The organism is Bradyrhizobium sp. WYCCWR15520 (assembly GCF_056174665.1).
The window spans coordinates 1-23,970 of sequence record NZ_JBWBWM010000065.1 but is presented as its reverse complement, the minus strand read 5'-3'; the positions used below and the strand labels follow the sequence as shown (position 1 = coordinate 23,970).

Annotated in this window: 30 protein-coding genes and 1 pseudogene; 15 read left to right on the top strand and 16 right to left on the bottom strand. The window is 56.4% G+C overall.

The genetic code is table 11. From position 1 onward, the window contains the following. The first annotated feature begins 403 nt into the window (after positions 1 to 403). A pseudogene (locus tag AC0QUY_RS39295) lies at positions 404 to 684 on the top strand (DNA -binding domain-containing protein). A 189-nt stretch (positions 685 to 873) separates the two neighbouring features. On the opposite strand, the gene AC0QUY_RS39290 reads toward AC0QUY_RS39295, so the two are convergent. The 12 genes from AC0QUY_RS39290 to AC0QUY_RS39235 all read right to left on the bottom strand — a co-directional run bounded on the left by AC0QUY_RS39290 (position 874) and on the right by AC0QUY_RS39235 (position 9,683). Next, positions 874 to 1,260 (bottom strand): DUF1330 domain-containing protein, encoded by a 387-nt coding sequence (locus AC0QUY_RS39290; protein WP_161849345.1) that lies wholly within the window; start codon positions 1,258 to 1,260, stop codon positions 874 to 876. A gap of 455 nt (positions 1,261 to 1,715) precedes the next feature. Beyond that, entirely contained in the window at positions 1,716 to 1,907 is a 192-nt protein-coding gene (locus tag AC0QUY_RS39285) for a CsbD family protein (protein WP_475391338.1), read from the bottom strand. Between the two features lie 251 nt (positions 1,908 to 2,158). Beyond that, positions 2,159 to 3,016, bottom strand: a complete 858-nt coding sequence (locus AC0QUY_RS39280; RefSeq protein WP_475391337.1) for a hypothetical protein — start codon at positions 3,014 to 3,016, stop codon at positions 2,159 to 2,161. Between the two features lie 42 nt (positions 3,017 to 3,058). After that, on the bottom strand, positions 3,059 to 3,253 hold the full coding sequence (locus AC0QUY_RS39275) for a hypothetical protein (protein WP_475391336.1): 195 nt from the start codon (positions 3,251 to 3,253) through the stop codon (positions 3,059 to 3,061). Continuing rightward, positions 3,250 to 3,435: a helix-turn-helix transcriptional regulator gene (locus AC0QUY_RS39270; protein WP_475391334.1), complete on the bottom strand. Its 186-nt coding sequence runs from the start codon at positions 3,433 to 3,435 to the stop codon at positions 3,250 to 3,252. The genes AC0QUY_RS39275 and AC0QUY_RS39270 overlap by 4 nt, the downstream gene beginning before the upstream one ends. Positions 3,436 to 3,898: 463 nt before the next feature. Then, positions 3,899 to 4,261, bottom strand: coding sequence for a hypothetical protein (locus AC0QUY_RS39265; protein ID WP_475391332.1), 363 nt, complete (start codon positions 4,259 to 4,261; stop codon positions 3,899 to 3,901). A gap of 163 nt (positions 4,262 to 4,424) precedes the next feature. After that, positions 4,425 to 4,982: a cytochrome P460 family protein gene (locus AC0QUY_RS39260; protein ID WP_475391331.1), complete on the bottom strand. Its 558-nt coding sequence runs from the start codon at positions 4,980 to 4,982 to the stop codon at positions 4,425 to 4,427. Between the two features lie 214 nt (positions 4,983 to 5,196). Continuing rightward, positions 5,197 to 5,343 carry a hypothetical protein gene (locus tag AC0QUY_RS39255; RefSeq protein ID WP_475391328.1) on the bottom strand — a complete coding sequence of 49 codons (147 nt, stop codon included), beginning with the start codon at positions 5,341 to 5,343 and terminating at the stop codon, positions 5,197 to 5,199. Positions 5,344 to 5,501: 158 nt separating this feature from the next. After that, positions 5,502 to 6,035 (bottom strand): hypothetical protein, encoded by a 534-nt coding sequence (locus AC0QUY_RS39250; RefSeq protein WP_475391326.1) that lies wholly within the window; start codon positions 6,033 to 6,035, stop codon positions 5,502 to 5,504. 372 nt (positions 6,036 to 6,407) lie between these two features. Beyond that, positions 6,408 to 8,393, bottom strand: coding sequence for an adenylate/guanylate cyclase domain-containing protein (locus AC0QUY_RS39245; protein ID WP_475391324.1), 1,986 nt, complete (start codon positions 8,391 to 8,393; stop codon positions 6,408 to 6,410). A 160-nt stretch (positions 8,394 to 8,553) separates the two neighbouring features. Further along, positions 8,554 to 8,982 carry a hypothetical protein gene (locus tag AC0QUY_RS39240; RefSeq protein WP_475391322.1) on the bottom strand — a complete coding sequence of 143 codons (429 nt, stop codon included), beginning with the start codon at positions 8,980 to 8,982 and terminating at the stop codon, positions 8,554 to 8,556. 20 nt (positions 8,983 to 9,002) lie between these two features. Next, a complete protein-coding gene (locus AC0QUY_RS39235; protein ID WP_475391320.1) occupies positions 9,003 to 9,683 on the bottom strand; it encodes a hypothetical protein in 681 nt (226 codons plus the stop codon). Positions 9,684 to 9,778: 95 nt separating this feature from the next. On the opposite strand from AC0QUY_RS39235, the gene AC0QUY_RS39230 reads away from it, so the two are divergent. The 4 genes from AC0QUY_RS39230 to AC0QUY_RS39215 all read left to right on the top strand — a co-directional run bounded on the left by AC0QUY_RS39230 (position 9,779) and on the right by AC0QUY_RS39215 (position 11,755). Then, the gene (locus AC0QUY_RS39230; protein WP_475391318.1) at positions 9,779 to 10,273 is read left to right on the top strand and encodes an ATP-dependent DNA ligase; all 495 of its coding nucleotides are present in this window, start codon (positions 9,779 to 9,781) and stop codon (positions 10,271 to 10,273) included. After that, positions 10,249 to 10,671 (top strand): ATP dependent DNA ligase, encoded by a 423-nt coding sequence (locus AC0QUY_RS39225; RefSeq protein ID WP_475391317.1) that lies wholly within the window; start codon positions 10,249 to 10,251, stop codon positions 10,669 to 10,671. Before AC0QUY_RS39230 ends, AC0QUY_RS39225 begins: the two co-directional genes overlap by 25 nt. A 184-nt stretch (positions 10,672 to 10,855) precedes the next feature. Beyond that, positions 10,856 to 11,038 carry a hypothetical protein gene (locus AC0QUY_RS39220; RefSeq protein ID WP_475391315.1) on the top strand — a complete coding sequence of 61 codons (183 nt, stop codon included), beginning with the start codon at positions 10,856 to 10,858 and terminating at the stop codon, positions 11,036 to 11,038. Between the two features lie 540 nt (positions 11,039 to 11,578). Further along, positions 11,579 to 11,755, top strand: a complete 177-nt coding sequence (locus tag AC0QUY_RS39215; protein ID WP_161849334.1) for a DUF3606 domain-containing protein — start codon at positions 11,579 to 11,581, stop codon at positions 11,753 to 11,755. A gap of 54 nt (positions 11,756 to 11,809) precedes the next feature. Here AC0QUY_RS39215 and AC0QUY_RS39210 read toward each other — a convergent pair whose 3' ends face one another. Next, entirely contained in the window at positions 11,810 to 12,154 is a 345-nt protein-coding gene (locus tag AC0QUY_RS39210) for a response regulator (protein WP_475391313.1), read from the bottom strand. 324 nt (positions 12,155 to 12,478) lie between these two features. On the opposite strand from AC0QUY_RS39210, the gene AC0QUY_RS39205 reads away from it, so the two are divergent. Beyond that, positions 12,479 to 13,156: a helix-turn-helix domain-containing protein gene (locus AC0QUY_RS39205; RefSeq protein WP_475391311.1), complete on the top strand. Its 678-nt coding sequence runs from the start codon at positions 12,479 to 12,481 to the stop codon at positions 13,154 to 13,156. Positions 13,157 to 13,580: 424 nt separating this feature from the next. Here AC0QUY_RS39205 and AC0QUY_RS39200 read toward each other — a convergent pair whose 3' ends face one another. Then, positions 13,581 to 14,000, bottom strand: coding sequence for a helix-turn-helix domain-containing protein (locus AC0QUY_RS39200; protein ID WP_475391309.1), 420 nt, complete (start codon positions 13,998 to 14,000; stop codon positions 13,581 to 13,583). Positions 14,001 to 14,185: 185 nt separating this feature from the next. Here AC0QUY_RS39200 and AC0QUY_RS39195 point away from each other — a divergent pair, with 185 nt between their 5' ends. The 6 genes from AC0QUY_RS39195 to AC0QUY_RS39170 all read left to right on the top strand — a co-directional run bounded on the left by AC0QUY_RS39195 (position 14,186) and on the right by AC0QUY_RS39170 (position 19,836). After that, positions 14,186 to 14,560 (top strand): response regulator transcription factor, encoded by a 375-nt coding sequence (locus AC0QUY_RS39195; RefSeq protein ID WP_161852503.1) that lies wholly within the window; start codon positions 14,186 to 14,188, stop codon positions 14,558 to 14,560. 64 nt (positions 14,561 to 14,624) lie between these two features. Next, complete coding sequence (locus AC0QUY_RS39190) at positions 14,625 to 14,792, top strand: hypothetical protein (RefSeq protein WP_475391307.1); 168 nt, start codon at positions 14,625 to 14,627, stop codon at positions 14,790 to 14,792. Positions 14,793 to 15,756: 964 nt separating this feature from the next. Continuing rightward, the gene (locus tag AC0QUY_RS39185; RefSeq protein WP_475391305.1) at positions 15,757 to 17,616 is read left to right on the top strand and encodes a sensor histidine kinase; all 1,860 of its coding nucleotides are present in this window, start codon (positions 15,757 to 15,759) and stop codon (positions 17,614 to 17,616) included. A 548-nt stretch (positions 17,617 to 18,164) separates the two neighbouring features. Further along, positions 18,165 to 18,539, top strand: coding sequence for a response regulator transcription factor (locus AC0QUY_RS39180; protein WP_475391303.1), 375 nt, complete (start codon positions 18,165 to 18,167; stop codon positions 18,537 to 18,539). Beyond that, complete coding sequence (locus tag AC0QUY_RS39175) at positions 18,539 to 18,805, top strand: DUF6894 family protein (protein ID WP_475391302.1); 267 nt, start codon at positions 18,539 to 18,541, stop codon at positions 18,803 to 18,805. Before AC0QUY_RS39180 ends, AC0QUY_RS39175 begins: the two co-directional genes overlap by 1 nt. Then, positions 18,802 to 19,836 (top strand): GIY-YIG nuclease family protein, encoded by a 1,035-nt coding sequence (locus AC0QUY_RS39170; protein WP_475391300.1) that lies wholly within the window; start codon positions 18,802 to 18,804, stop codon positions 19,834 to 19,836. Before AC0QUY_RS39175 ends, AC0QUY_RS39170 begins: the two co-directional genes overlap by 4 nt. Positions 19,837 to 19,971: 135 nt before the next feature. Here the strand turns inward: AC0QUY_RS39170 and AC0QUY_RS39165 are convergent, their stop codons facing one another. After that, positions 19,972 to 20,082 (bottom strand): hypothetical protein, encoded by a 111-nt coding sequence (locus AC0QUY_RS39165; protein WP_475391298.1) that lies wholly within the window; start codon positions 20,080 to 20,082, stop codon positions 19,972 to 19,974. Here AC0QUY_RS39165 and AC0QUY_RS39160 point away from each other — a divergent pair. Both AC0QUY_RS39160 and AC0QUY_RS39155 read left to right on the top strand, forming a co-directional pair. Beyond that, positions 20,039 to 20,797 (top strand): alpha-amylase family glycosyl hydrolase, encoded by a 759-nt coding sequence (locus AC0QUY_RS39160; protein WP_475391340.1) that lies wholly within the window; start codon positions 20,039 to 20,041, stop codon positions 20,795 to 20,797. The two genes, AC0QUY_RS39165 and AC0QUY_RS39160, sit on opposite strands and share 44 nt — an antisense overlap. A 71-nt stretch (positions 20,798 to 20,868) precedes the next feature. Further along, the gene (locus AC0QUY_RS39155) at positions 20,869 to 21,984 is read left to right on the top strand and encodes a glycosyltransferase family 4 protein (RefSeq protein WP_475391296.1); all 1,116 of its coding nucleotides are present in this window, start codon (positions 20,869 to 20,871) and stop codon (positions 21,982 to 21,984) included. Positions 21,985 to 22,184: 200 nt separating this feature from the next. Here the strand turns inward: AC0QUY_RS39155 and AC0QUY_RS39150 are convergent, their stop codons facing one another. After that, positions 22,185 to 22,592, bottom strand: coding sequence for a globin family protein (locus AC0QUY_RS39150; RefSeq protein WP_475391294.1), 408 nt, complete (start codon positions 22,590 to 22,592; stop codon positions 22,185 to 22,187). 351 nt (positions 22,593 to 22,943) lie between these two features. Here AC0QUY_RS39150 and AC0QUY_RS39145 point away from each other — a divergent pair. Beyond that, positions 22,944 to 23,970 (top strand): AraC family transcriptional regulator (locus AC0QUY_RS39145; protein WP_475391292.1); only part of this gene is annotated, 1,027 nt, incomplete at its 3' end.

Genomic DNA, 23,970 nt, shown 5'->3' with positions numbered 1-23,970 from the left:
ACTCATAGAACAACGCAGCTTGTTCGATTTGCCGATGCCCCATCATGACCTTCAGTCCTGCCAATTAGACAGACTGAATCACTGATATCTCTGCGTCGCAACAGCCGCCTTTTTCAACACAATCGGCACTTTTCGGACCTGACAGGTCTGGCTGACGATGCCCATTGTTGAGGGCAAAGCGGACTTCCCAGTGCGCACTCACGCTTCTGAGTTTGACCCACCCCGGACATCCGACCGCTTGCACAACGCGAGCCGCTCTGCAGGCAATAGCTGGCAAAAGTAGCTTGTCAGGTGTCACCGGCGATTGAGCCGAGCGCCTGCCACATATCGGCTGCCTCCCTCATCAATATGCCAAGGAGTCAGAAGCAAAGTTGGTCAATCAGCACCAAATGCGAGAACGCCCATGCAGACACCGCCGGTTGATCCCAATGTCGCCGATATTGCGCCCTCTGGTAACGCGTTGACCTCTTACGACAAGGAGCACCTCGTCACGTATATCTGCGCCTGCTCGATGCGCATGCGGAAGGTGCGGACTGGCGCGAGGTCGCACGAGGGGTGCTGCATCTCGACCCGGAACATGAATGTGATCGGGTCCGGAAGGCGTTCGACAGCCATTTATCGCGCGCCAAATGGATGGCGGAGCACGGTTATCGTCACCTATTGCGTGGTGGCGCATCGGCCTAAAGCGACCCTGCCATTTCGCCACTAAATTATCGGTTAGGGCCTTGGTGACTTGGCGGGTGCTGCGACCAAGGTCAGCTTCTGACCCAAAGAGACGTGCAGCAAAGCTGCGGTAACTCAAACGCCTCTGTGCGATGAAGAAGGCCTCCATCTAAGGCGGCCTTCAATCTTGCATGCCGATTGTTCGGCTAGCTATTGCGGTAGCGCCTCGACGGCGAAGCTGCGGAACTTCGCGAGTTTGTTGCGCAGTGGCAGGAGCTCTTTGAACGCCGCCGAATCGCGATAAGCTTTGATTTTTTCAACACTGTCCCACTGTTGGATAACAATGCGCGGTTTCGGCGGCTCTCCTTCGATGGTTGTGGTTTTGCCTCCAGCGGCGAGGAACTTGCCGCCAGCCGCTTTGATAGCGGCCTGAGCCTTCGGGACGTAGTCCTTCAGGTAGGTCTCCATGTCCGAGGGCTCGATTTCAACGACTTGATATACGGGTGGCGTAGCCTGGGCATGGAGTCCCTGAACCGCGATTGCACCGAGCCCGAAGCCCGCAAGCATCGCCAATGTCACCGAATAGTGCGTTTTCATGACGTTACTCCCTGATCATTGCAAGAGTTTCTGGTCGTAATGGCGCGCACGACCAGCGATTGCGAATGCAAAAAGCACCGGCAAAAAAGGAGCGTCGGTCTACTGAAGTGAGGCACCTGCCGACAGCATCTGCGCTGCCGATACTAAACGAGGACTTCGGCACGTCCCGCTGGCAGCTCGCGGACTAACCCAATGTCCGTCTAATAAGCGTACAACATAAGCCGGGTTATCGAAAGGGTACAGGACTGCAAAGTGGGATTCCGGCTCTCGTTGTCCGGGTCGCATAGGAAACAACGTGCGCGAGGTTGCCGCTTGCATAGGCCGGGCAGCCAAGCGGACTTCGCTTACACCATTTCGACCAGCGGAGGGATTCGCGATGCCGCAGCTCAACCAGAGCGCCCAGTAGCAAAGAAAAGGCCGCCCGGAGGCGGCTAGTTCTTCGTTATCCCGATCGCTTATTTTTTAAGGGCGTCAGCGGCGTCCCGTGCTGCATCCTTCACATCTCCTGCGGCGTTGTGGACGGAACCCTTGGCCTTATCGATCTTGCCTTCGGTCTCCAAGTCCTTGTCACCGCTGAGCTTGCCGGCACCTTCTTTGATGGCGCCTTTTGCCTTGTCGGCAGCGCCCTTTACATGTTCGCGATCCATGATCGTGTTCCTTTGCTGTCTGGGATATGGGACAACGAAAGAGTTGCGCAGTAGTTCCTACGAGAACATGCGGTGGTCTTGCACACGAGACTTCTTAGTTTGGCCCTTCGGAGACCTCCAGCGACGTCCGCCGCTGTCGGCGGACAAGCTGGACGTCAGGAGTGCGCGCGAAGGTCATTTTCGATAGGCAGCACCAAGACGACAGCGAGCTTCTCGCAGAGTGAGCCAATTTCGACGACATGAAGTCAACTTCAAACGCCGCGCGCATCATTGATTACGCGGCCAGTGTGGTTTGCCGAAAGCGAAGCCGGGCGGCAAATGGATTGCAGACAGAGGATTCTCGATGCGCCCGGGCCTGAAGCTGGTCCGCTCGATAACGATCTCGCGAGTCTCAAGCATCGGCCTGATGATAGCTCGCGGCCGTAATAGTTGTATCGCTCCGGCGGGATCGGGATTGCCTTGCCATCTGCGCCGATGGTCGCTTCAATTACTTCTTCGCGTGCGGCCTCCGTCTGATACTTCATCCGTTCGGTGTCGGGCGGGCTGGCAGGGTACTTAAAGACCCAGCACGGCCGCTTCTCGCGCCGTTCACTTGGGAGGCGATCCGGGTGCTTGCGATGCGCGACGTCGATGTTGCGCACCGGCTCGAAGCTCGGAACATGTTGTCCGGCTTCATTGATCGCATTCACTTCCGCGTTGATAGCGTCAAGGCGGGTGAGCACATCCGCGAGCGCGGCGGCGTGTTGATCGTATTCCGCGAGAAGCCGAGCGCCGTCGATCTCAATCGCATGACGCGCAGCCTCGACACGCTGGCGGAAACGTTCGGATTCGGCCTGCCTTTCAGCTTCCGCTTCGACTGCTAGCGCTTCGGCATGCGCTTTTTCGAGGTCGGCAACACGAGCCTCGGCGCGATCGGCGGCGCGACGTTGTGCCTGGTACTCGGCCTCAGCCTTGATGTGCTCGGCATCACTCATGATCGAGAGACCAGCCAGTGCGGCCCCGCGCTTGGCAACGGCGGCGGTGTGCTCAGCGCGCGCCTTTTCGATCTCGGCGGCGATGGCCAAGGAAGTGGGAGTCTTCTTTCCGAAGATGTGATTCAGGAGTTTCATTGCTGCTTAGCCTTCGTAAATGGTGCGGGGCGGGGGCGGTGATCAGCGATAGTTCGCGAGAGCTTCGCCGATGCAGAGCCAGCGATGGTAAGTCGTGTGCTCAACGTGCGCCGCGAATATTAGATTGTGCGCCATGCCATTCCGCGCAAGGAACTGTTCATCAGCGAGTGCTCGGCGGGCCGATGCGAGGTCGGTGGTCGCAACCTTAAGGTCTGCGAGAAGTCTGGCGCGGCTCATTGGGCGGCTCCGACCTTGTGTTGCGCAAGCCATGCATCAAATGCGGCTACGCTGTAGCGGCAAGAACCACCGACCTTCACGAACTCAGGGCCAATCCCACGTTCGTCATAGTTTTTGAGCGTATTCGGCGAGAAGCCGCCGCGCGATGCGATCTTTCGTCGGGAGAGAAAAGCTTCAGACATTTCGACCTCTAGCAAAAGTCACAGCGGGGTTCGGCCGCCGAAGCGCCCCGCTGCACTTCTTGCTTTTGCTTTGTCAGAGCGATGGTGACGCGAGCAATATGCGCAATCTGCTCAAAGGCGTCAGGCCCGTTTCAGTAGCCCTTAAGGCCGTGTACCGTCGCTGAGGCGAGAGGCTGCGTCCGATTTGAGCTCATTAGAAATCAACCTCGCGGCGGCGCAGATATGTCGCGAAGGGCCATGAGTGGAAAACCTTTCCGAAGAAGTGCGCGTAGTCGCTATATTCCCGTCACATTAAGCCCATCTCACACGCCGCCGCACTTCGCCGCAGCGTATGCACCGGCCGACGGCTAGTCGTCCGATCGGACCAGCGCAAATGAAGAAGCCCGCTTCGCAGCGGGCTTTTGATCAGATGGAAACGAGGGCGTCACTGCTGGTCAGGTACCGACGGCCAACGCGCAGACAACTACCCTTTCGACTTTTTTTGAAGAGCACGATCAAAAAAATCGCGGGCTATCGCGTCTAAGGCTGCCGTGATCTCCTCGCTAGGCTCAGGCGTGGTGACAGAGTTTTCTTCGAGGCGTTCGGCCTCGCGAATGTAATCCAGGGATAATTCGCGCAAGCGCTGAAGTTCAGAGTCATTAGGCAATGGTGCAATTTCAGCCAAAAGCTGTTGCGCACGCGCGCGCGCGTGTTCGCTTCGAGAGCCATCCATGACAGCCTCTGACGGCTTAACATTTGTTAGTTTCTGATCAGTTCCTCTTATTCGAAGGAGAGGAAGGCCTTTGAGATCGGCTCGCCGATCAAAAAAGCCAAACGCGCGCCGCAATTTGAGGTTCCTGACATAGCGGCGATTTCAACCTCTTTATGCGGCGACACTTTACGCCGCAGCGTATGCCCCGGCCGATGGCTAGTCGTCCGATCACACCACCGCAAATGAAGGAGCCCGCTGCGAAGCGGGCTTTTTTTGATCAGATGAAAACAGGGGTGACTCACCTCTTTCCGTACTCCGTGAAAACGTAGTCGCGGTTCTGCACGATCGTGTGGCACCCGAGCCCGCACTTCGCGTCGTTTTCCTGCGGCGGACTACTCGCAACAGTGGCGGGCTTAAACGTATCGGATGCCGCGTCATAGTCGAACGCGGCCCATCCCCATCCGCCGCTGTCCGCGAACCTCTTGCTGTCCTTCACCATGAAACCAACGTCATGCTGCGCCCCTGGCACCTTTGGCTGACCGGGCCAGGTTTCTTGTACTTTCGGGTTCCAATGAACTTTCGCCATCTTGGCGCCGTCTGGGAAAGGCTTGCCATTGCCGGGCACGCCTTGCTTATAGGCGTCGATGATTACCGGATTCCCTACGGTCACAGCGATCTTACCTCCGTTCTCACTGATCGCGATCACTGCCCAGTCCTCGTATCCCCTGAACTCAGAGAACGCGAGCCCATTCGGCACTTGAACAGTGTACTTGTCCTGCGCGGAAATCGCGACACCAGCCGCCAGAACGGCGATCGATGCCGAAATACTGAGACTAATCAGCGTGCTTTTTTTCATTGTCGCATCTCCTAACCCCGTTGTTGGAAATTGCGTCGCACTGTTTTCTTCAAGGCTTGGGGCTTCGTTGCCCGCTGCTCACGAAGAACATGATTACAGCATGGATTTGCGCGTTGCGAAATGGGGGCGGATGCATGGTGCTTGTTTCTGAACCGTGACGATGCCCGCCGCTATGGATCACGAGCGGTAATGCTGCACCCGATCATAGCGCGAATCACCGATGCGACGGCCGACCAACGGACGGCGTCGAAGCGAACCGCTGCTCGATCTGCTTGGACTCGAGAAGTTGTTGCGTGATGTCGTTGAGGCGACGCAGGTCGAACTCGCCGTTGACCATTTTCTTCAGCGCCGAACTGGTCACGCCCGCCGACCCAGCTTCCTTGATCCATCGGCTGACCTTCAGGTACTCGGCCTGCTTTTCGTTGAGAGCCAGGAGCGTTGCGTTTGACCGGACTCTCGTGATTGACTCCCAAACTGGCCACGACAATGGACTTGCCGGAACTTCTTCGAATCCACGCCCTAAATCGCTGCGGCCGCGCTTTGGATGGTGCGCTGTTGCGGTGTGTTTTCGTTATCGTGGCGCAATCGACGTGAGTCATGCTCAGCCAACACAGCAGCGCGTTCGTCGGCGCGCATGCGGAGTAGCTTCTGCTCGACGCCGATGTCGATCAGTGCGGCCCACGTCTGCGGAATATTCATTCGCAGCTTGAGCGCGAGGGCCGTGAGTTCGCCAGCAAGGTCGGCGGGTAGCGCTTCGAGCGAGGGGACCGGGCAAAAACCAAACCCAAGCGTTGCCAGCGCAGCTTCAAGGCTTTCGAGGCCGGGTCGGTTTTTTCGACGCCACGCCTTCGTGGTGGCCCGGCGGACCCCGCTTCGCTCTTCTAGTGAGTCATACGTCATGCGTTGTCGCGCCATTTCTGCGAAGACGAGCTTCACATGCGGCCCGACATGCTCGGGCATTGTAACGGTGCGCAGGTTTTTGCGGCGCTTCCGTGCTGGCGCTGGCAATAGCGCTGTGCGGAAGTCCAACGGATAAAGCGGGCTTGCGGACATTGGGAGGAATCCTGATGCAATTGAATTGCCTTCAGGATCGGACGAAGAGCTATTGCGCTACAGCCCATTGCAATCGCCCTTGCTAATGGCTCCGCATCGCGGCCACGAGACGATCCGAGAACAAAAAGTCACTTTTGCAAATTTGTATCTACCGGAGGCGGGGGTCGCGCGTCACCCGCAAGGGGGTCGGCCCCGGAAGGACCCAAAGGGTTAATAGATCTGCAAGATGTCCCGAACTGGCGTCGGATGCGCAAAGAGCTAGGCCTCATCCGACGTCCGCTTATCAGCCAACAGGGGCGCAATGGCAGCTGGTGCGCGAGGTCGCAATGGGCGAGATGCGGAACTTCGCGGCTTGCCACTAAGCAAGTAGCTCTATTGCTCCCGCACGCCGACCTTCCTGAGTCCATCGAGAATGTCATCGAACTCTCGGCGAAACTGCGGATTACTCGTGAGTGCATAACCGAAATCACGATACCATTGGATCGTGAAGTCTGGTCGGATCTTGTTCAATTCGGTTAAGCTCAGCTGTGCCTGCTCCAACTGCCCGGTCGCTGCGTAAGCCGAGACCAGACCTATATAGGCGAACCAGAACGTGCTGTTCATATTGGTCGTCCGCCTGCATTCTTCGATTGCTTCTTGATATTCGTGCAGGTGCAGGTGTGCATGGCAGAGAGTCCAACGCCAAGCGACAGTAGAAGGATCCCTCGGGCTGAGCCGGAGGGCTAGCTGCGTCACGGATAGGGCTTCGCGTGCCCGCCCGACGAGGATTAGTGCATCTCCTTTACCTGAGTAGGCGGCCGGGAAGTTCGGATTGATTTCAAGCGCAGCGTCGTATTGATGCAGCGCCTCTTCAGGGTTACCAAATCGAAGAGTGTCTCCCTTGACGACGTGAGCCATTGCATTTGCCGGGCTTTTCGAAAGGGCTCTGTCGATCAGATTGATTGCCGTCTTTTTGTCTTCCGTCACGGACACAGGCCATCCGGAGAGCAAATTGATAGGGGGGCTCAGATACCATGCTTTCCCGATCATTGCATCGACGTTGTCCGGGTCGAGGCGCAGCGCATTGTCGAATAGCTCCCTTGCTTGCGCAATTGTCGTCTTCGATCGGGGCTCATAGGACTTTGCCCAGCCGCGCATGGCGAAGTCCACGGCATCCGGATTCTTCGATTGGTCCGTTTCGCTGCGGCGGCTTTCAGCTTGGATAAGTTCAATATTGAGCGAGCGGGCGAGCCGTGCTGTGATCTGGTCCTGCAAGACGGCGACTTTCGTGCGATCACTGTCGAAACGATCGGACCAGATGTCACGACCACTCGCGACATCTGTAAGCGACACGTTGACCCGGACCTGATCTCCGGCGCGCCGCACCGCGCCCTGTACGGCCCAGCGGATACCCAGCTCCTTGCCGAGAGACTTCAGATCGACCTGCCTATTCTTATAGGTAAAAGCCGTCCCGCGACCGATGACAAATGCGTTGCGCATTCGCGCGAGATCTGTCGTTAGGTCGGTCGTAATGCTGTCGGCGAAATAGTCCTGCTCCGGATCGTTGTTAAGGTTCGCAAAGGGCAGGACGACTAGAGACAAGCGAGGAGCGATATCGGGCCGGGCCGCTGCCTCTCGCTGTGTCTTTTGTCCGTCCGGAAAAACGTCAGTGCGGACGGGCTTCAAGGCGACGAGGCCGCCCGCCACCGCGCCGACGACTGCAATTGAGGCAAGCGCGCCGCCGACAGGCGTCAAACGTGTTCGGATCCGACCCGTGGAACGACGAGGGGTTGAAAGCGCGCCTTGTCTTACGCGTTCAGTCTGGATGGCCAGGTCAGGTCCATCCCTGACCACGGAATAAGCCCGCACCGGGCGGTCGATATTCTTGAGGGTCCGCTCGCCCAGATCAGCGAAGTCAACGCCGACCTTGCCGTGGACTTGATCGTAGGCAGAAGCCGAGATGCAGATGCCGCCCGGTTCTGCGATACCTTCCAGCCGCGCCGCAATGTTAACGCCGTCTCCAAAGATGTCGTGGGGTTCGACGATTACATCGCCAATATTGATGCCCACACGGAAAGCAATGCGCCTATCTTCAGCATCTTCGATTGTCAGTTCGTCAACGCGGGTCTGGAACTGTACAGCCCCTCGAACCGCTTCCACTGCACTTGGAAACTCTGCCAACAACCCGTCGCCGGTATTCTTCACGATGCGACCGCCGTGTTCGGCGATTGCCGGGTGGACAGCCTCCATTAGGAGAGCTGTCAGTTTGGCATGCGTTGCCTCTTCGTCGCGATGCATGAGCCGCGAGTAGCCAGCCACGTCGGCGGCCATTATCGCCGACAACCTACGCTCGACCCGGACTGGCCGCTCTTGCACCATGGCATGCAATCCAACCAAGAGGGAACTTTACGGTGGATCAGAGGGGAATGCCAAGTGAAGGAATGTCCACCAGGTTGATGTCTGTTCTTGGCCCATCGCGTCATTTCGCTGCAATGCGGAATTTGATCGCTACCGGGGCATAGCGGACTCTCGCGAGCCGTCAGCTCGGTCGATTTAGGGGGTCCCGGCCCAGGTCGTCAAAGAACGCAGCGATCGTTTCCAGCGCCGGTGAAAATACGTTTGCGAACTTCAGGCGGCCTGCCGCCTCCAGACCGATCTTGACGAAAGCGGCGCGCGGCGGCATCCGCTCAACTTCAAGGCTCGCCAGCGGCCCCAGCCGTTCTTCCAGCCACACCCGGGGGGCGGCCGCGCCACCGGCCAGGACGCGGGGGAGATAGCAGCCGGTGTACCGCTTCTGACCGGGTCCTGTCTTCTGGTAGGTGAGCTTTCGGATGGGAGAGGAGTCGGTGGAATCTCTAATAAGAGACTCTATAGAGAAACCACCGACTCCTCGGGCGTCCCATTCGGTCATTTTGAATGCCTTCATGGCATCCTGAACATTTGTCAGGAGCACGCCCTCCGCCGCCATGTCCGCGACGCCCCCCGGAGCTACGTCTCCCCACCGCGCAACCCCATGAACCGGGATCGGCAATGGCACGTCACACAAAACATCCAGCCAACACGGCTCGGCGGGCCTGTGGGGGCGCAATCGACCAACCGCCTGAAGTAGTTCCCCCACAGTGATCCGCCACCAATCGGTTCGGGATGGCGGTCCACCGGGGTCGCAATGACAGTGTCATCAGCAAGCAGGATACCGCCCGGATGTCGATCGAAAAAATGCCCTTCGCCACTGGAGATCGGCCGACCGGCGAATACCGACGCTGTGGCCTCTACATCGGACCATTTGGGGGCGGGACGCCCTATCACGATCAGGCCGGCAACGTCTTGCATATCATTCATACCGGCCAGCGCACCAAAGTGCCGCGCGACAACATTGGCTGGAAGCAGGTCCGCGATCTTCTCAAGCAACCCTTTGTAGGTGATGACTCCGATCCGGGCAGGCGTAGCCAACGCCGCCTGGAGCCGGATGAACCGGAAAATGTTTCCCACGTTTCGCGGCTTGGGGACGCTCCATAAACCGAGCTTCCCCATGCGATGCGGGAGGGCTGGTGCTACCAGCATGTCCAAGCAATTGCCGTCGCGGTTGACCAGTACGCCGAAGCTCCATTCGGTAATCGAGATTACTTCCTCAACAAGCCCTACAGCATTGGTGGTGGCAGAAAAGATCACGCCCCCTGATTGGTTCGGCATTCCCAAGAAGTGGGCAAGAATGCTCGCCGTGGCCCTCCAAGCGCGGCGGGCATTTTCTTTTATGAGTTTGCGTTGTGTCGAAGCGTATTTCTATGCCGGGGTTCATCAAGCCCCAACTCGCCACGTTGAAGTCCAAGGCACCAACTGGCGATCAATGGCTGCATGAGATCAAGTACGACGGCTACCGCGTCCAGGTTCATGCCAACCGTGGTCGGAAGAAGGTCTACACCCGCAACGGGCTAGATTGGACCAAGCGGTTCTCGACCATTGCAGCCGCTCTCGACGTACCCGGTGAGGCAATCATCGACGGCGAGGTAGTCGTTATCCACGAAGGGCGGACCAACTTCTCTGAATTGCAAGCAGAGTTAGCAGCGGGCAGACAGGACCGGCTGGTCTATTACGCGTTCGACCTGCTGTGGCGCCATGGTGACCTCCGCAAGCTGCCGCAGATCGAACGCAAGCAGGCACTGCTGGACCTGCTCGGTGAAAACGGCGTCGCACTTCCCTCCTGTACTCCGAACACCTCGTCGGAGACGGCCAACAGATGTTTGAACATGCTGCCAAGCTGAACGGGGAAGGTATCATCTCAAAGCGGGCAGACGCTCCCTACCGATCCGAGCGCAACGAGAACTGGCTCAAGATCAAGGCCGTCCACAAAGGCAAGTTTCCGGTCGTCGGGTTCATTAAAGACCCTACTGGTGTCGCTGCGCTCTATCTCGGCAAGCAGGAGGGCAACGACCTTGTCTACATGGGCAAGGTCGGTACCGGCTGGTCTAGGACTGTCTCCAGCCAGATCAGGAAGCAACTGGATGCGGTGGTCAGCCCGAAGTCCAAACTGACGCGGCCCGTCAGGAAGCCGAAAGCAACGTGGGTCGAACCGCAGTTCGATGCCGATATCGAGTACCGCGACATCACGTCGGAGGGTTTGCTACGGGCTAGCTCATTCAAGGGGCTGTCTCGGAGGTAAGCGGCCTAACGTCACAAATCGGTGAAGCTGTTTCATTCTCAGCTTCTCACGAAACCTGCGCCGACATATCCGGTTCCGACGAAACAAGCGACATCTGCACGACACCACTTATCATGGCAACGGCAAAATCCTGAAACGTGGCTGGTCCATGATCGCCGCATTCACGAACACGGAGGATGCCATCATGCGCAAGCTGATCTTCTCAACGGGCACCATCGGTATAGCTTTTGCTGTTGCAGCATTACTTGCGTGGTCGCATTCGGTTACGCCGTTGCAAGCGACCACTGCCTCATCGTCGATCAACCCCACCGAGATGATGGCGGCTTACAAGGGTCCGCTCCCAATCGAAGGATGGGACGCCATCTAAGTTTCTCGCTCCCCTCGTCCAGTCCAGTTTCCTCCCAAGACTGGCCCCGGTCCTGTGCCGGGGCTTTTTTTGCAACGTGGAATACCGCGATATCAGAGATGGGCTCGGCTAGTGGACTGTCCGCCCATCGCCTTGCCGTGAGCATCCAGCCGGTCGCAGAAGACGCACTTCAACTCGGTGCGTCCGCTGTGGCTATGCATCGGGACCATACGCTTTCCGCAGTGCAAACAACCTGTCACCGAGTCCATGGGTGTACTCCACACAGGTTCCAAACGTTCCAAACATAGGAACTGAAGGTTTGTTCTGAAGTTGAATTGCATTGCCAAGGGGAACCAAAATGCTGAAAGCGATAGACCGAGTGATGTACGCTTACACGATGATCGTGAACCTCACCCCTGATGAGGTCCAAGCAACACGCCAACGATTGGCCGCGCATCTGGCTGGCATAGTTGCTGACGAAAAGGCGCTTGCGGTTGAAGGGATGCGGTATCTGCGAGGGCCAGACCGTGTTGCGCGACGGCGAACGACGGGGAAGACGCTATGACAGACAGTCTCACCAAAAGAGACCAGCCTGACCGCAGTAAAATCAATATGAACCAGGACTATGAGGTTCACTACTGGACCAAGCACCTGAACGTCTCGAAGGAAGAATTGCAGAAGGCTATCGACAAGGTCGGTAATTCAGCCGCCGCTGTCCGTAAGGAATTGGCGGTGTGACTGAAGGCGTGGGGTATGCTCGCGATCTTTGGAGCGAGGCCCCCACGCTTTTTGTTACTCGCGAACCATATCGAGCAGTCGCTCGGGAGGAAAAGGCTTTCGCAAGAACGCTGTACCGATCGGCATAGGATTCACGTCTTTGCCGGACATGATGACAATGTTCATATGCGGGTGTCGGCGGCGGGCGTAGTGGGCGAGTTCAGCACCTGACATCTTGCCCGCTAGGTTGTGGTCAGTGATGAGCGCCTGCAATTCGGTTCCAGTTGACGCGATGATCAGTTCGGCAGATTCGGCGGTCGTGCATTCGATCACCTCGAACCCTTCATCCTTTAATACATCGGCCAGTACCTCGCGCTGCAACGCATCGTCTTCTACCAACAGGGTCACAAAGTTCGACATGCGCACCTCCAATCACGTCAATCCACCTCCATTCACGTCAATCGGAAGGAGGGACTTTGGTTCATCAGCCACCCGAGATGTGCCGGTCCAACCTTGTTCCTCTGTTACCTTGTGTGCAGACGGCGCGAGCGGATGCTGGTTTGGTATCTGCATTATCGATCCTAGACGTATGTTGGCGATCAGCCCGACATTGCGTGCCGGTTTTTCGTTGTCTGAGTTCGTGCTTTCGCAATCGACATGCGAACCAACCTGCTTGTCTGGTCGCCCTTCGCTCTAGGAACAAGGCAGCTGCGGAGCCGTTCTCCCCGCATGTGAGAGGTTTGGATGTACAGCAACGCGGGAGGCCAAAAGCCTCGTCTGATCGGAGAACTTAGCGCTGCTTCCGATCGGATCAGTGTGAGCGACTTCAGATACGGCAGAGGAGCCGAGATTTGTGGAGAAGCAGAACCGGCTGAGTACATCTACCAAGTGATTGAAGGGGCTGTGCGTACACACAAGCTCCTACCAGATGGTCGCCGCCAGATCGGGGCATTTCATCTCTCTGGAGACATCTTCGGACTGGAGAACGGCGCAACTCATCGGTTCACGGCGGAAGCCATTGTCGCGACCATGGTGCGCCTTGTGAAGCGCAAGAGCCTTGATAACGTTGCGCAGAACGATCCCGCGATTTTCAACACCATCCTCGACATGACGACCAGCAGCCTAGTCCATGTGGAGAACCTGATACTGCTGCTAGGTCGCAAGACCTCACTTGAGCGAGTGGCGGCCTTTCTGCTTGAGATGCATTTTCGTTCAACAGCAGCAGGCGTTATGCATCTTCCTATGTCTCGTCGCGATATCGCGGATTATCTCGGATTGACGCTTGAAACGGTATCCCGAGCGATCTCGAAGCTTCGCAGAAGGCTCATCCTCAAATTCGAAGACACAACGCAGAGACACATCGTCATTCTGGACGTTCAAGCTCTCGCGAAGCTGGCTGACGAACCTGACGCTGCAGCCTAGCTCGCGATCATGATGCAACTGCGAACTTCATATTCCAGACGGGGTTCATATTGTATCGTTAAGACATGCGCAGCCTTGTCCTTGCCAGGGCTATCCTCGCAGCACTGTCGGCGGTGACGCAGTGTCGGGAGCGCAGGCTCGACTTGAGGCCATCTGCGCCGATGCCTGCCGTGCTGATCCCGTGAGGCGAGATGTGTGGGTACAGGTCAGCCCAGACCTGATGTGGCCCGACGCATGACGTTGTGGGACGACACACATCGGGCCCTGCCACCACGGGTCACCCACCCGAATGGCTCAATCAGCCGCGCTGGCTGAACAAAGCCTACAGCCCTTCAGTGCGGTCGAGAACTCCGTGGGACTACGGAGACTGCGGACAGCCCTTCCATGGGCCGCGCGGACCCCTGCTGGACAAGCACGGGCTCAATCATCGTCTGTCGATAAGGTCGCGGCGCTGCCAAGTGCCGAGTTCGGAAGCTTTCAAACCTTTCTCTGCAGTGCGGAAGATGCGCATCGCTTCAGTGACGTACTTCGTCTGATTGAGGGCACGTTCTTTCGACAACAGATACACGTTGCCGTGGCGAGCTATCACGCCGTCCCTTAGAAACTGGTTGAGTTTGCGGATTACCGTTGAGCGCGGCAGACCGATGTACTGCGCGATCTTCGTCGCACTCATCGGTTTGTTTTCTGCGTGGCCAACCATGATGGCGGAGCCGATTAGCAGCAGGGAGTGATCGGCAGGTTTCCCGCCGAACACAGAATCGACCATCACATGGGTAAGCGCGATGTACGCTTTTGCCAACGCGAGCCGCTCCGAACGGTGCATGATCGAGTATGTCCCAGACATGCGACCCTCCTCATTTGGCGTACTGTAAGACTGCCTCCCTTCATTATACATCAAGCGAAAGATTTGACGCCGGGTCACCACTAAGGAGCGGCGGGGGTGTCCAAAATGGACGCTTCCGTAGTTGTAGCCGCTGAAGGCGACGGCTAAATCACCCATCTCACAATCTGATAAGGGAAATCGAGCTTTTGAATGATCGGAAGATCGTAGTAGTCGTCGATGACGATCCCGGAATGCTGGAGGGACTTCAGCGGCTGCTCTGGCTGCATGCATACGAAGCTATCCCGCTTTCGTCTGCAAAGGCTTTCAAAGACCACACCGATTTCGAAAAGGTGGCTTGCGTCATTCTCGACATCAACTTGGGCGACGGATCAGGCATCGAGTTGGGGCTTCACCTGAAAGCCGCAGGGGTACCTGTCCCGGTCATCTACATCACTGGCAATCAGGACCCTGCTGTTCGCGCGGCTGCGCTGGACGCTGGGTGCATCGCATTTCTAACAAAGCCGTTCTCCACCCAGGAGCTGATTGAGCCGCTCAAGAAAGCAGCGGCAGCGCGTTCGTAGGCTTCGCCGCAACTGGTGCAGCCGCGTAATGGGTGCGGTAAGACAAGTAAATAACGAGGGCACGATGCAGGACATATTGGCTCATCTGGAAAGGCTAAGAGACGTTGCCGAGTGCGAGCGAATTCTCGTGAAGAAGTGCGAACTGTTCGACCGGCTAGCGGCCCATCTGACGCAGCTAGCATGCGAAGTCGAGCAGGCGATCTTGGAAAGAGGGAAAAAGGTTGGCGAATAGTCCCGAGCGGTCGATTGAGGCTACAGCCGTCTTGAGATGAGAAACCCAAGATGGCTACGTGGCGCATTAATCATTGGTGTGATGTTCAACATGGTCCATTCGCGCTATCACTCGATTGCCCTCATTACGGCTCCGGCTCGCGCGATTGCAGACCAATTGGCGCATGACGAAACCGCGCTATTGATTGGGATGATGGAGATAGGATGGCGAGGTTACTATTTGCTGCGGTATTCGGAGTTCTTGCCTCGCAAGCTAACGCCGCTCCGCTTGACGATGCTAGCTACCTAAAGGGTCACTACATCGCTGATGTGGGCGAACTGGAAAAGGTGTCATGTCCTGTCGGTAGCAGATACGACTGCCTAGCGTTCCCCTCCAATTTGTACAAGCTGAACGGTCAGTGTCTTCAAATTCCTAGCTATTACGGCGAAGGTTCGCGCAACACTACGTTCCTTGCAGTGGATGTATCGACCAAGAGGCCATCAGCGTTCGTGGTTGAAGGAATTCTCGGCAGTGTGCGCAAGTACCCCATTCTTCAGTACGACTGTCCCATTCTCTTTTAGGGCATCGCCATCATCAGCATTGCCGAGCGAGCCAACGGCAGTGCAATTCACGCTCGAAGGCGTGAAGTTTCTGCGAGGCGATAGGGTTGCGCGGCGGCGTGCCTGATCCTGAGTGCAAGGTTTGCTTTGGCATCGGTTGGGTCTGTGGAAACCATCCCAACAGAGCTTGGTCTGAAGAGCTTGGCTGTCGGTGCGGTGCGGGCATGCCGTGCGAGTGTGTCCGCGCTGACGGGCTTGAGGAGCCCTGACGTCACCCAAGTCCTCGAAGTCCCCCGTCAAACACAGCATTAGCGCCGGGCGGTCGTAACGAGCGGCCTATATTATGATGTTTGAATATTAAGCCGAGTGATATTATCGATGCTTGTCCATTTGGAACAGGACAGGCAAACCATGCGGCCCGCCCCATGAAACCGCGCTCCGCCTTTATCTTCGCATGCACGGGCCTGGCCATGTTGATATCTGGCTGCCTGCCGGTGTCGGCCGCAACACGGCATATCGTTCTCCTTTTCGACGAACGGGTGGAATTGCCCGGCCTGTCGCTACTAGAGGCCGAATTAGTCCGAACCCTTCGGTCCAATTCCAACGAGCCGATTGAGGTCTATCGCGAAGCGATGGATTTGTCGCGATTTAGCTCAAGCTCTTACCGGACGCTCCTGCGGGATTTCCTCCACGCCAAATATGCGGACAAGAAGATCGACGTGGCAATCGCCGTCATGGCCCCCGCGTTTGATTTCTTGTTGGCCAATGGTGATCTGACTTTCCCCGGGACACCAATTGTGTTCAGCGGATTGGATAGACAGCAACTTGCCAATCGCTCCCTGCCGCCCAACGTGTACGGCGTTCTTATAAAGAGAGAGTTTGCGCCGACACTTGATCTTGTCCTTCGTCTCCATCCCACGACCGAACATGTTGTTGTTGTTGCGGGCACATCAGATTTCGACAATAGGCTTCTCTTGCAAGCAGAAAAGGAGTTTCGTCATTACCTCCCGGACCGGCTGTCGTTTAGTTACCTTTCAGAACTCTCTCTGGAGCAGGTTCTTGAGCGAGTTTCGCAGTTGCCAATCCGCAGCATCGTCCTGTACATCACGATGTTTCGCGACGGCATCGGTCAACCACTCGTTCCACACGATGTGGTCGAACGCGTTTCCAGCGTGTCGAGTGTGCCAGTCTATGGTTTTCTCGATCAATACCTCGGTCGCGGGATCGTAGGGGGAAGCCTGTATAGGTCCAGCGCGGTCGGTGCCGAGGCCGCCAAGATAGCTTTGCAGTTACTAACCGGCGTGACGCCTCCGGAAAAGTTTGTTGAAGTCTTTAGCAACAAGGTAGCTTTCGATTGGCGGCAGATGCAGCGTTGGGGCATCAGCGAGAACAGCCTTCCACCGGGCAGCGAGATCGACTTCCGCGAGATAGCCGTATGGCAGCGATATTCGTGGCAGATCGCATTCGTTGTCGCAGTTATGCTTGTGCAAGCCGGACTTATCGCGATCCTGCTGCATGAGCATCGTCGGCGTCAACTGGCCGAAGTACAGTCGCGGCAGCGCATGGCAGAGCTTGCTCATGTCAACCGCTTCTCGACCGCTGGCGAACTGGCCGCCTCCATTGCTCATGAAATTAACCAGCCGCTCGGCTCAATTCTGACGAACGCCGAAACAGCAGCCGCGATCCTGAAATCTCAAAGCCCCGACATCGCGGAACGCCCCGACATCGTTGAACTCAAAGATATTGTGAACGATATTTTGCACGATGACCGGCGCGCCAGCGAAGTCATTCGGAGGATGCGCAGTCTGCTGAAAAAAGCGCCTTTTGAACTGAAAAACCTCGACCTCAATGACCTTGTTCGAGACACCGTCGATTTTCTTTCGTCTCTGGCCGTGGGACGAAAGGTCCAACTGGTAAGCCGGATCGCCCCGGAAACTCTTCCAATCCTTGGCGACCGCATCCAACTTCAACAAGTCATTCTGAACCTTGTCGTGAACGGGATCGACGCGATGAGGGACACGTCGAGCGAAAATCGCATCATTAGCATCCGGACGTCGCGCATCGACAACTTTGCCACGCTATCCGTGTCAGATCGCGGACCGGGCGTTGCCGAAGAACAACTAAAAGAGATCTTTCAGCCGTTTTACACGAGCAAAGCAGAAGGCATGGGCATGGGGCTGTCCATCGCGCGTACGATTATCGAGGCGCACCATGGGCTGATATGGGCCAAAAATCGGGATCACGGCGGCGCGTCGTTTAGGATCAAACTTCCTCTTGTCCAATAGCTTATTATCCACGCCATACGAAGCAGACCAGACTTCCGCGCCGCGAGTACAATCAGGACGATAACCAGGCAATCGAGGGGCCAAATCACACCGGCACGGAAAAGCATCTCGTTAGTCATGAACTAACTTTGTTCGGCCACGTTCGCCGGTTTGCAGTTACCCCAGTCTTGCCCAGCCCGCTTTTCCTTCCCTTGATCTAAGTCAATCTCTTGTTGGGGAGCGGGGAAAGCCTGCACTAGGCCGACGTATAACCTTCTGATGGTGGGGTCTCTGGCTCTGGCTGGCGTGGGATAGGTGTTCTCTGGTTCTTCGGGTTCTAAGGCGACATTCCCAGTTCAACGGCGGTGCGTGACGGTTTCTATCATAAACGCCACCTTCCATAGCTGACCTCCTCCGACGGGCTTGTCAAAACAACTATCTGGCGACATCCGACAATTCTTTTAAGTTTAAAAGATCTATAGAGTAGCTATCTCAGGATCGCGGATCGCTTGCGCCCCAACTGACATCACTCGAGGCGTATCCGCGCGGACAATCAGGGATACCTTGCTTTGAAAGATCGGAACATTGTTTTGGTTGTCGATGACGACCCTGGAATGCTGAAGTGCATCCAGCGGCTGCTCCGGCAGCACGCATACGAACCCATCATGTTTTCGTCCGCACAAGCGTTCAAAAGCCACACCGATTTCGACAAGGCGATTTGCGTCATCCTCGACATCAACCTGAACGATGGGTCAGGGATCGACTTGAGGCATCATCTCAAGGCTGAAGGGCATTCTGTGCCGGTGATCTATATGACTGCGAGTGACAACCCTGCCGTTCGCGAGGCTGCGCTCGGCTCTGGGTGCATCGCATTTCTAACAAAGCCGTTCTCCACGCAGGAACTGATTGAACCGCTCAACAAGGCAGCGGCAGGGCGTTCATGATGGCAAGGTTCTATTTTGACTTCCACGATGCCAATGGCGTCCTTAGACACGACGCTGGCGAGGAACTGCCCAGTGCCGTCATCGCGCGGAAAGAGGCGATCGAAACTGTCGGTCGCGCCGTTAAGGACTTGACGTTTCGCCACTCAGATGGACAGGGTGTGATTGAGGTCCGCGACGGCGAGGGACCTGTCCTCCGGGTCTCAGCCATCGTCGAAACGACCTCGCTCAAAAATGACGCTCCGAGACTGAGACAGCGGCTTAAATGAAGATCACGGAAGACCGGTTCAAGTCGATACTGGCAGGGACCGCAACCAATCTCACGTCGAAAGAAATCCTAATCCGACAAGAGGCATTTGATGCAGAGCGGCGTGGTCAAGACCCGATGGTGGCGGTCGGAGCCCAAATGCCTGATGTCACGATCGTCAGGAGAGAAGCCTACAGAGGAACGGTTTCGCCGCGGGACGTTCTTTTTGAGGATGCGAGTGCAGAGAAGGCGATTGCGTCAGGAGGTGCGCTCCACCCTGCGGGTCCGGGTTCTCTGAGCCTATTCGCTAGTATCAAGCTGTTTTTCGCTAATCTGTTTAGGCGAGAGCCTTTCCATGCAGTGGCCGACGCTACCAAAAAGCAACTACCGCCTCTAAAGGCTTCAGCCTCTGTCGGCACCGCAGGCTCAGTCGACTTGCCTGAACACGGACGCCGTCCTGCGCGACCGGCGAGAAAAAAGCGTTCTCGCCCTTCTGACACACGCCTAAGGCGCACCACATCTCAAGAGCTTGTCGCTTTTTCAGAAAGACATGGCATCCCTCTCGATAACTTTTTCGATGCGGCAGGGATGAGTAAAGCCGAGTACGCTCGTCAAACGGAAGCTGTCGGCGCGATCATTGCCTACAATGTCACACCATGTTCCAGAGCAGGCCATTCAATTAGAAACCGCTATGGCAAGTGCGTGGTTTGCGATCCTAAGCAGATCGCTTTCAATCAAAGGGCTTTTGAAGCCGGTTCTGTCTATGCGGCATTCAGTCCCTCGAAAGGCCTTATCAAGGTAGGTTTCACAAAGGATGTCCGCCGCAGGCACAACACTCTCGTTCGTCAGCGCTATGCAGGCGCGGGCGACTGGGAACTGTACTATCAGAAGGAAGCCGACGATGCAGGACGACGCGAGATTGAAGCGCACAAGGAATTGGCTCGATACGCAGTGAAGGGTCTGACCTACTTCTGGGACGGAAGGACGCAGGAAGCGGACGAGGTTTATGAATGCTCCAAAGAAAGCGCTATCAGAGCGCTTGAAGGCCGTTAGCCCCTCCAAAAGTCCTTGAACCTTGTCGGCGATAACTGGGTGTACCTCACGGTATGCTGAACGTCCTTGTGGCCGAGATAGGCTTGCAGAGCGTGGGTGTCATGCCCTTGTTGGCCAGCGCGAACCCGCAGGACATTACAGGCCCCAAGTGAGAAGTTGCTGCTCTGCCTCTACAGGGTCCTGCCTGATCCGTGCCACGGCCATTCGCTCCAGCCCTACCGACTTCGCGATCTGGCTCGTGTTCATCGCTCCCTGGCTGGCGAGAGTCATCACCGGTCTGAATTGCTCACGGCTGATGGGCAATCACGACCGTCCGCGCCTCGCAACTCGAATCGGGCCCGACCAGGCCCGCGTCGCCGCAATGCTTTTGATGACATTGCGGAGAACACCGACGCTCTACTATGGTGACGAGATTGGCATGCAGCAGGCGGCTATTCTGCCCGAACAGGTTCGGGACCCGTTCGAAAGGAACGTTCCAGGCATCGGTATTGGTCGCGACGGATGCCGCACCCCGATGCAATGGGATGGCACCAAGTGGGCCGGGGTTTCGGACGTTGACCCCTGGCTGCCAATAGCTGCCAACTTTCGTGATGAAAATGTGAACAGTTACCGAAAGGATAAGGGTTCGCTCTATTGGCTATATCGTCGGCTGATCGATTTCCGGCGCAATCACGTTGCTCTTGCAGAGGGCTCGTATAAGCCCCTGATGGCCAGCGGCGAACTTCTGCTGTTCTGTCGTGAGCTGCGGGCCGAGCGAGTGTTAATTGCGCTCAACATGGGATCTGAGCCTATCGCAGTCTCATTTCCTGATAAAAGATCGTCTGGGCGCGTTCTTCTATCTTCATTCGCCGACCGCGAGGGGGAAGAGGTGAGGGCCAGTTTCGATTTACGAAGGATTGCTCCTGAAAGTGGATGCCGAACACGCTCGCCAATTAGGAACATAAAGCACATTGACAATTAGGAACATAGAGCAACATTGAATGTTGGGTCCCTCGCTAGACACACCAATTTTAGTGCATGGGTGAGAAGGAGATGAGGATCGCTCAGATTGCCCCCCTGATGGAGAGCGTGCCCCCAAAGCTCTACGGTGGGACTGAGCGGATCGTTTCTTACCTTACGGAAGAGTTGGTCAAGTTAGGTCATGACGTTACGTTATTCGCCAGCGGTGACTCCGTAACTTCAGCAAAATTGGTAAGCTGCGTTCCGACCGCTCTGCGGCTGGACCCCAAAGTATATGATGTCATTCCGTACTACATGCTCATGCTCGACCGGGTGCGGCGTCAGTCACACCAATTCGATATTCTTCATTTCCATATAGACTATTTGCACTTTCCACTTTTCCGGGACATGTCCTCGCGCGTTCTGACCACTCTTCACGGCCGGCAGGATCTCCCTGATAACAAGCCGATTTACATTGGTTTTGATGAAATGCGTTTGATCTCAATTTCCGAGAGCCAGCGAATCCCAATTTCAAACGCAAACTTTGCGGCAACGATTTACCACGGGCTCCCTGGAATGGATCTTAAGCTGACCCTGCGTCCTCAGGGCGGTTATCTTGCGTTTCTTGGTCGCATTGCACCGGAGAAGGGTCTAGAAACCGCCATTCAGATCGCACGATCTGCCGGTATTCCACTTAAAATAGCGGCGAAGATCGATCGGGTGGACGAACAATACTTTCGCGAACGAATCGCTCCATTGCTGGATAAACCGGGCATCGAATTCATTGGAGAAATCAACGAACATCAGAAAGCGGAATTTCTGAGTCAGGCCTCCGGTTTGCTATTTCCGATTGAGTGGCCGGAGCCATTTGGCTTGGTAATGATAGAGGCTATGGCATGCGGAACGCCGGTTCTCGCTTTCAATCGAGGCTCGGTGTGTGAAATCATCGAGGACGGCAAGACGGGTGTCGTGGTCCAGTCGATGGACGAGGCCATCAAGAGATTACCCCATCTTTTGACTTTGGACCGACGGAGAATCCGGCACGAGTTTGAGCGGCGTTTTTCGGCTCAACGAATGGCCCATGATCACGTTGGCCTGTATCAAAAGCTGTTGAAGGGCGAGCGCGAGTGTCTCCTTCAAGACGCTTTTAAAAGCGATGCTCTCGGAAACGCTCAGCAAGCTGATCAGCCGACGTCTGCTATTCAATGATCAAGGTGGCGCGGTGCCGCTCATTAAAGATCATTGACCTGTCGCATCGGCGATACTTCGCGGGCCAGCACTTTAGACCATATTTTTGGCAGGGGCGTCCGCCGGCTCTTGTTTTTCCTTTTCAAGTATTTGCAGCTATGCATGCGCAGCCCGTTCCAACTCACTAGCCGCCGCGTTGCGCATGACTTCTGCTACGGTGCCTAAGCAGCGGCCCATGCGGACTTCGCTGCGGGTGTCCAAGCCTCTTTCAGGCCCTGCTCCAGGGTCCAGAGCAATGCTGCGCCAACAATATCGTAGTGCTGATCTCTTACTCCATATCGAACGTGATTTCTGCCAAGCGCCTCCAGCGTCGGCACTAATGACGGGAGGTTATCGACACCGTTAATGACGGCGGCCAAAGCTTGCACCAGCTTTCGACGCTGTTCCTTCATGTCCGCGTTTTGGAACAGTCGACGCAGCGATGGATCGAGTGTGAAAAGTCTGTCGTAAAACAGAGTGGCTGCGGGATCGCCAATCGAGACGACCATGGCCCAAGTTGTCTTGAGAAGTGCCTTGGTAAAGAAAAACCGCCAGAGAATAACTGCGTTTTGTAGCGGAGTCGTCGTCAATTATCGGGTGGTTGTAGTGACCGCACCCGACCAATGCTGCAAAACGTCAGAAAGTTCTTGCCAGGAGCGGACATTCGATCTCTTGGATGTCTCCCGTAAAGGCTCTGCGCTCCAGTGTGATACATAGCAGGGGCATGGACTGATGCGTCGGCGAGAGCTCATTGCAATAATTGCTGGCATCTGAGCATTGTCGCTCGCGGCGCGGTTAACGGGCTCTGTGGCGGACGAGCGCGCGGAACGGCGCTTCGACGGGCCAATCATTTGATCTTAGAGCCGCAAGGCACCACGAATAGACCCAAATCGGCGATTTCATGCCCTCCAGCCAAAGCGCGAGGCTTTACTCGATACCAAGTGCACACCGGAGCTATCGCACGGCTCGCATGCGCGCGGCTGCGCGAACTTGGTAAGGACCCTGCGGCCGTTATCGCAAAGGCAAGGGCAAGGCCCGAGCAGGTCTATGATGACGCCATACGACTTGAGGTCCCCAAGCAAATCAGGATCCTGGAGTTGGCATCCGAAGAACTTCAGGATGGACTCCTCGGATTTCACCTGGCCCGCAGTTTCGATCTCCGCGAGATCGGGTTGGTTTACTATGTGATCGCATCATCGGAACGATTTCCCGACGCTCTGCTGAACGCGAAGCGATATTGCACGGTCATGAATGAAGGAGTCCGCCTTCAGGTGGGACAGGATGACCGAACGGTCTCGATTGCACTCGACTATGTCGATATCGACAGGAAGTCAGACCGGCACCAGATCGAGTTCTGGCTGGTGACGATGGTGCGGATTTGCCGGCAAGTGACAGCCACTAGGCTGGCGCTGCGCCATTTGAGGATCAGACATCGGCGTGATGAGACGCCTGCGGAATTCAAGAGCTTTTTTGGGTGCGATGTTGAATTTTGCGCAGATAGGGATGAGATCATTTTCGCAGCGCCAGTGGCATCCCTCCCCATTGTTGGCCGTGACAACTATTTGAACGATCTGCTGCGGCGATACGCAGAGGCAGCACTCGCCGACCATCCGAAGGAGCGCGGGGCTCTTCGATCGGCCGTGCAGGGAGTTCTACCGCAGCTGCTTCCACACGCCAGAGCAAGTATATCGAACGTCGCCAAACGGCTAGCCATGAGCACGCGAACGCTGTCACGCAAGCTCCGCGAAGAGGGTGTGGCATTTACCGAATTATTGGAGGAGACAAGAGCAGCTCTTGCAAAGAGCTACCTTGCCGAGCGCGATCTGCCGGTCTCCGAAATCGCATGGCTACTGGGATATCGCGAGGTCAGCTCTTTCAACCACGCGTTCAAGCGTTGGACCGGTATGACGCCGCGGCAATTTCGTTTAGCCGCTGCTTCTCCCCAATCTACGAACACGCCGAAGGGAG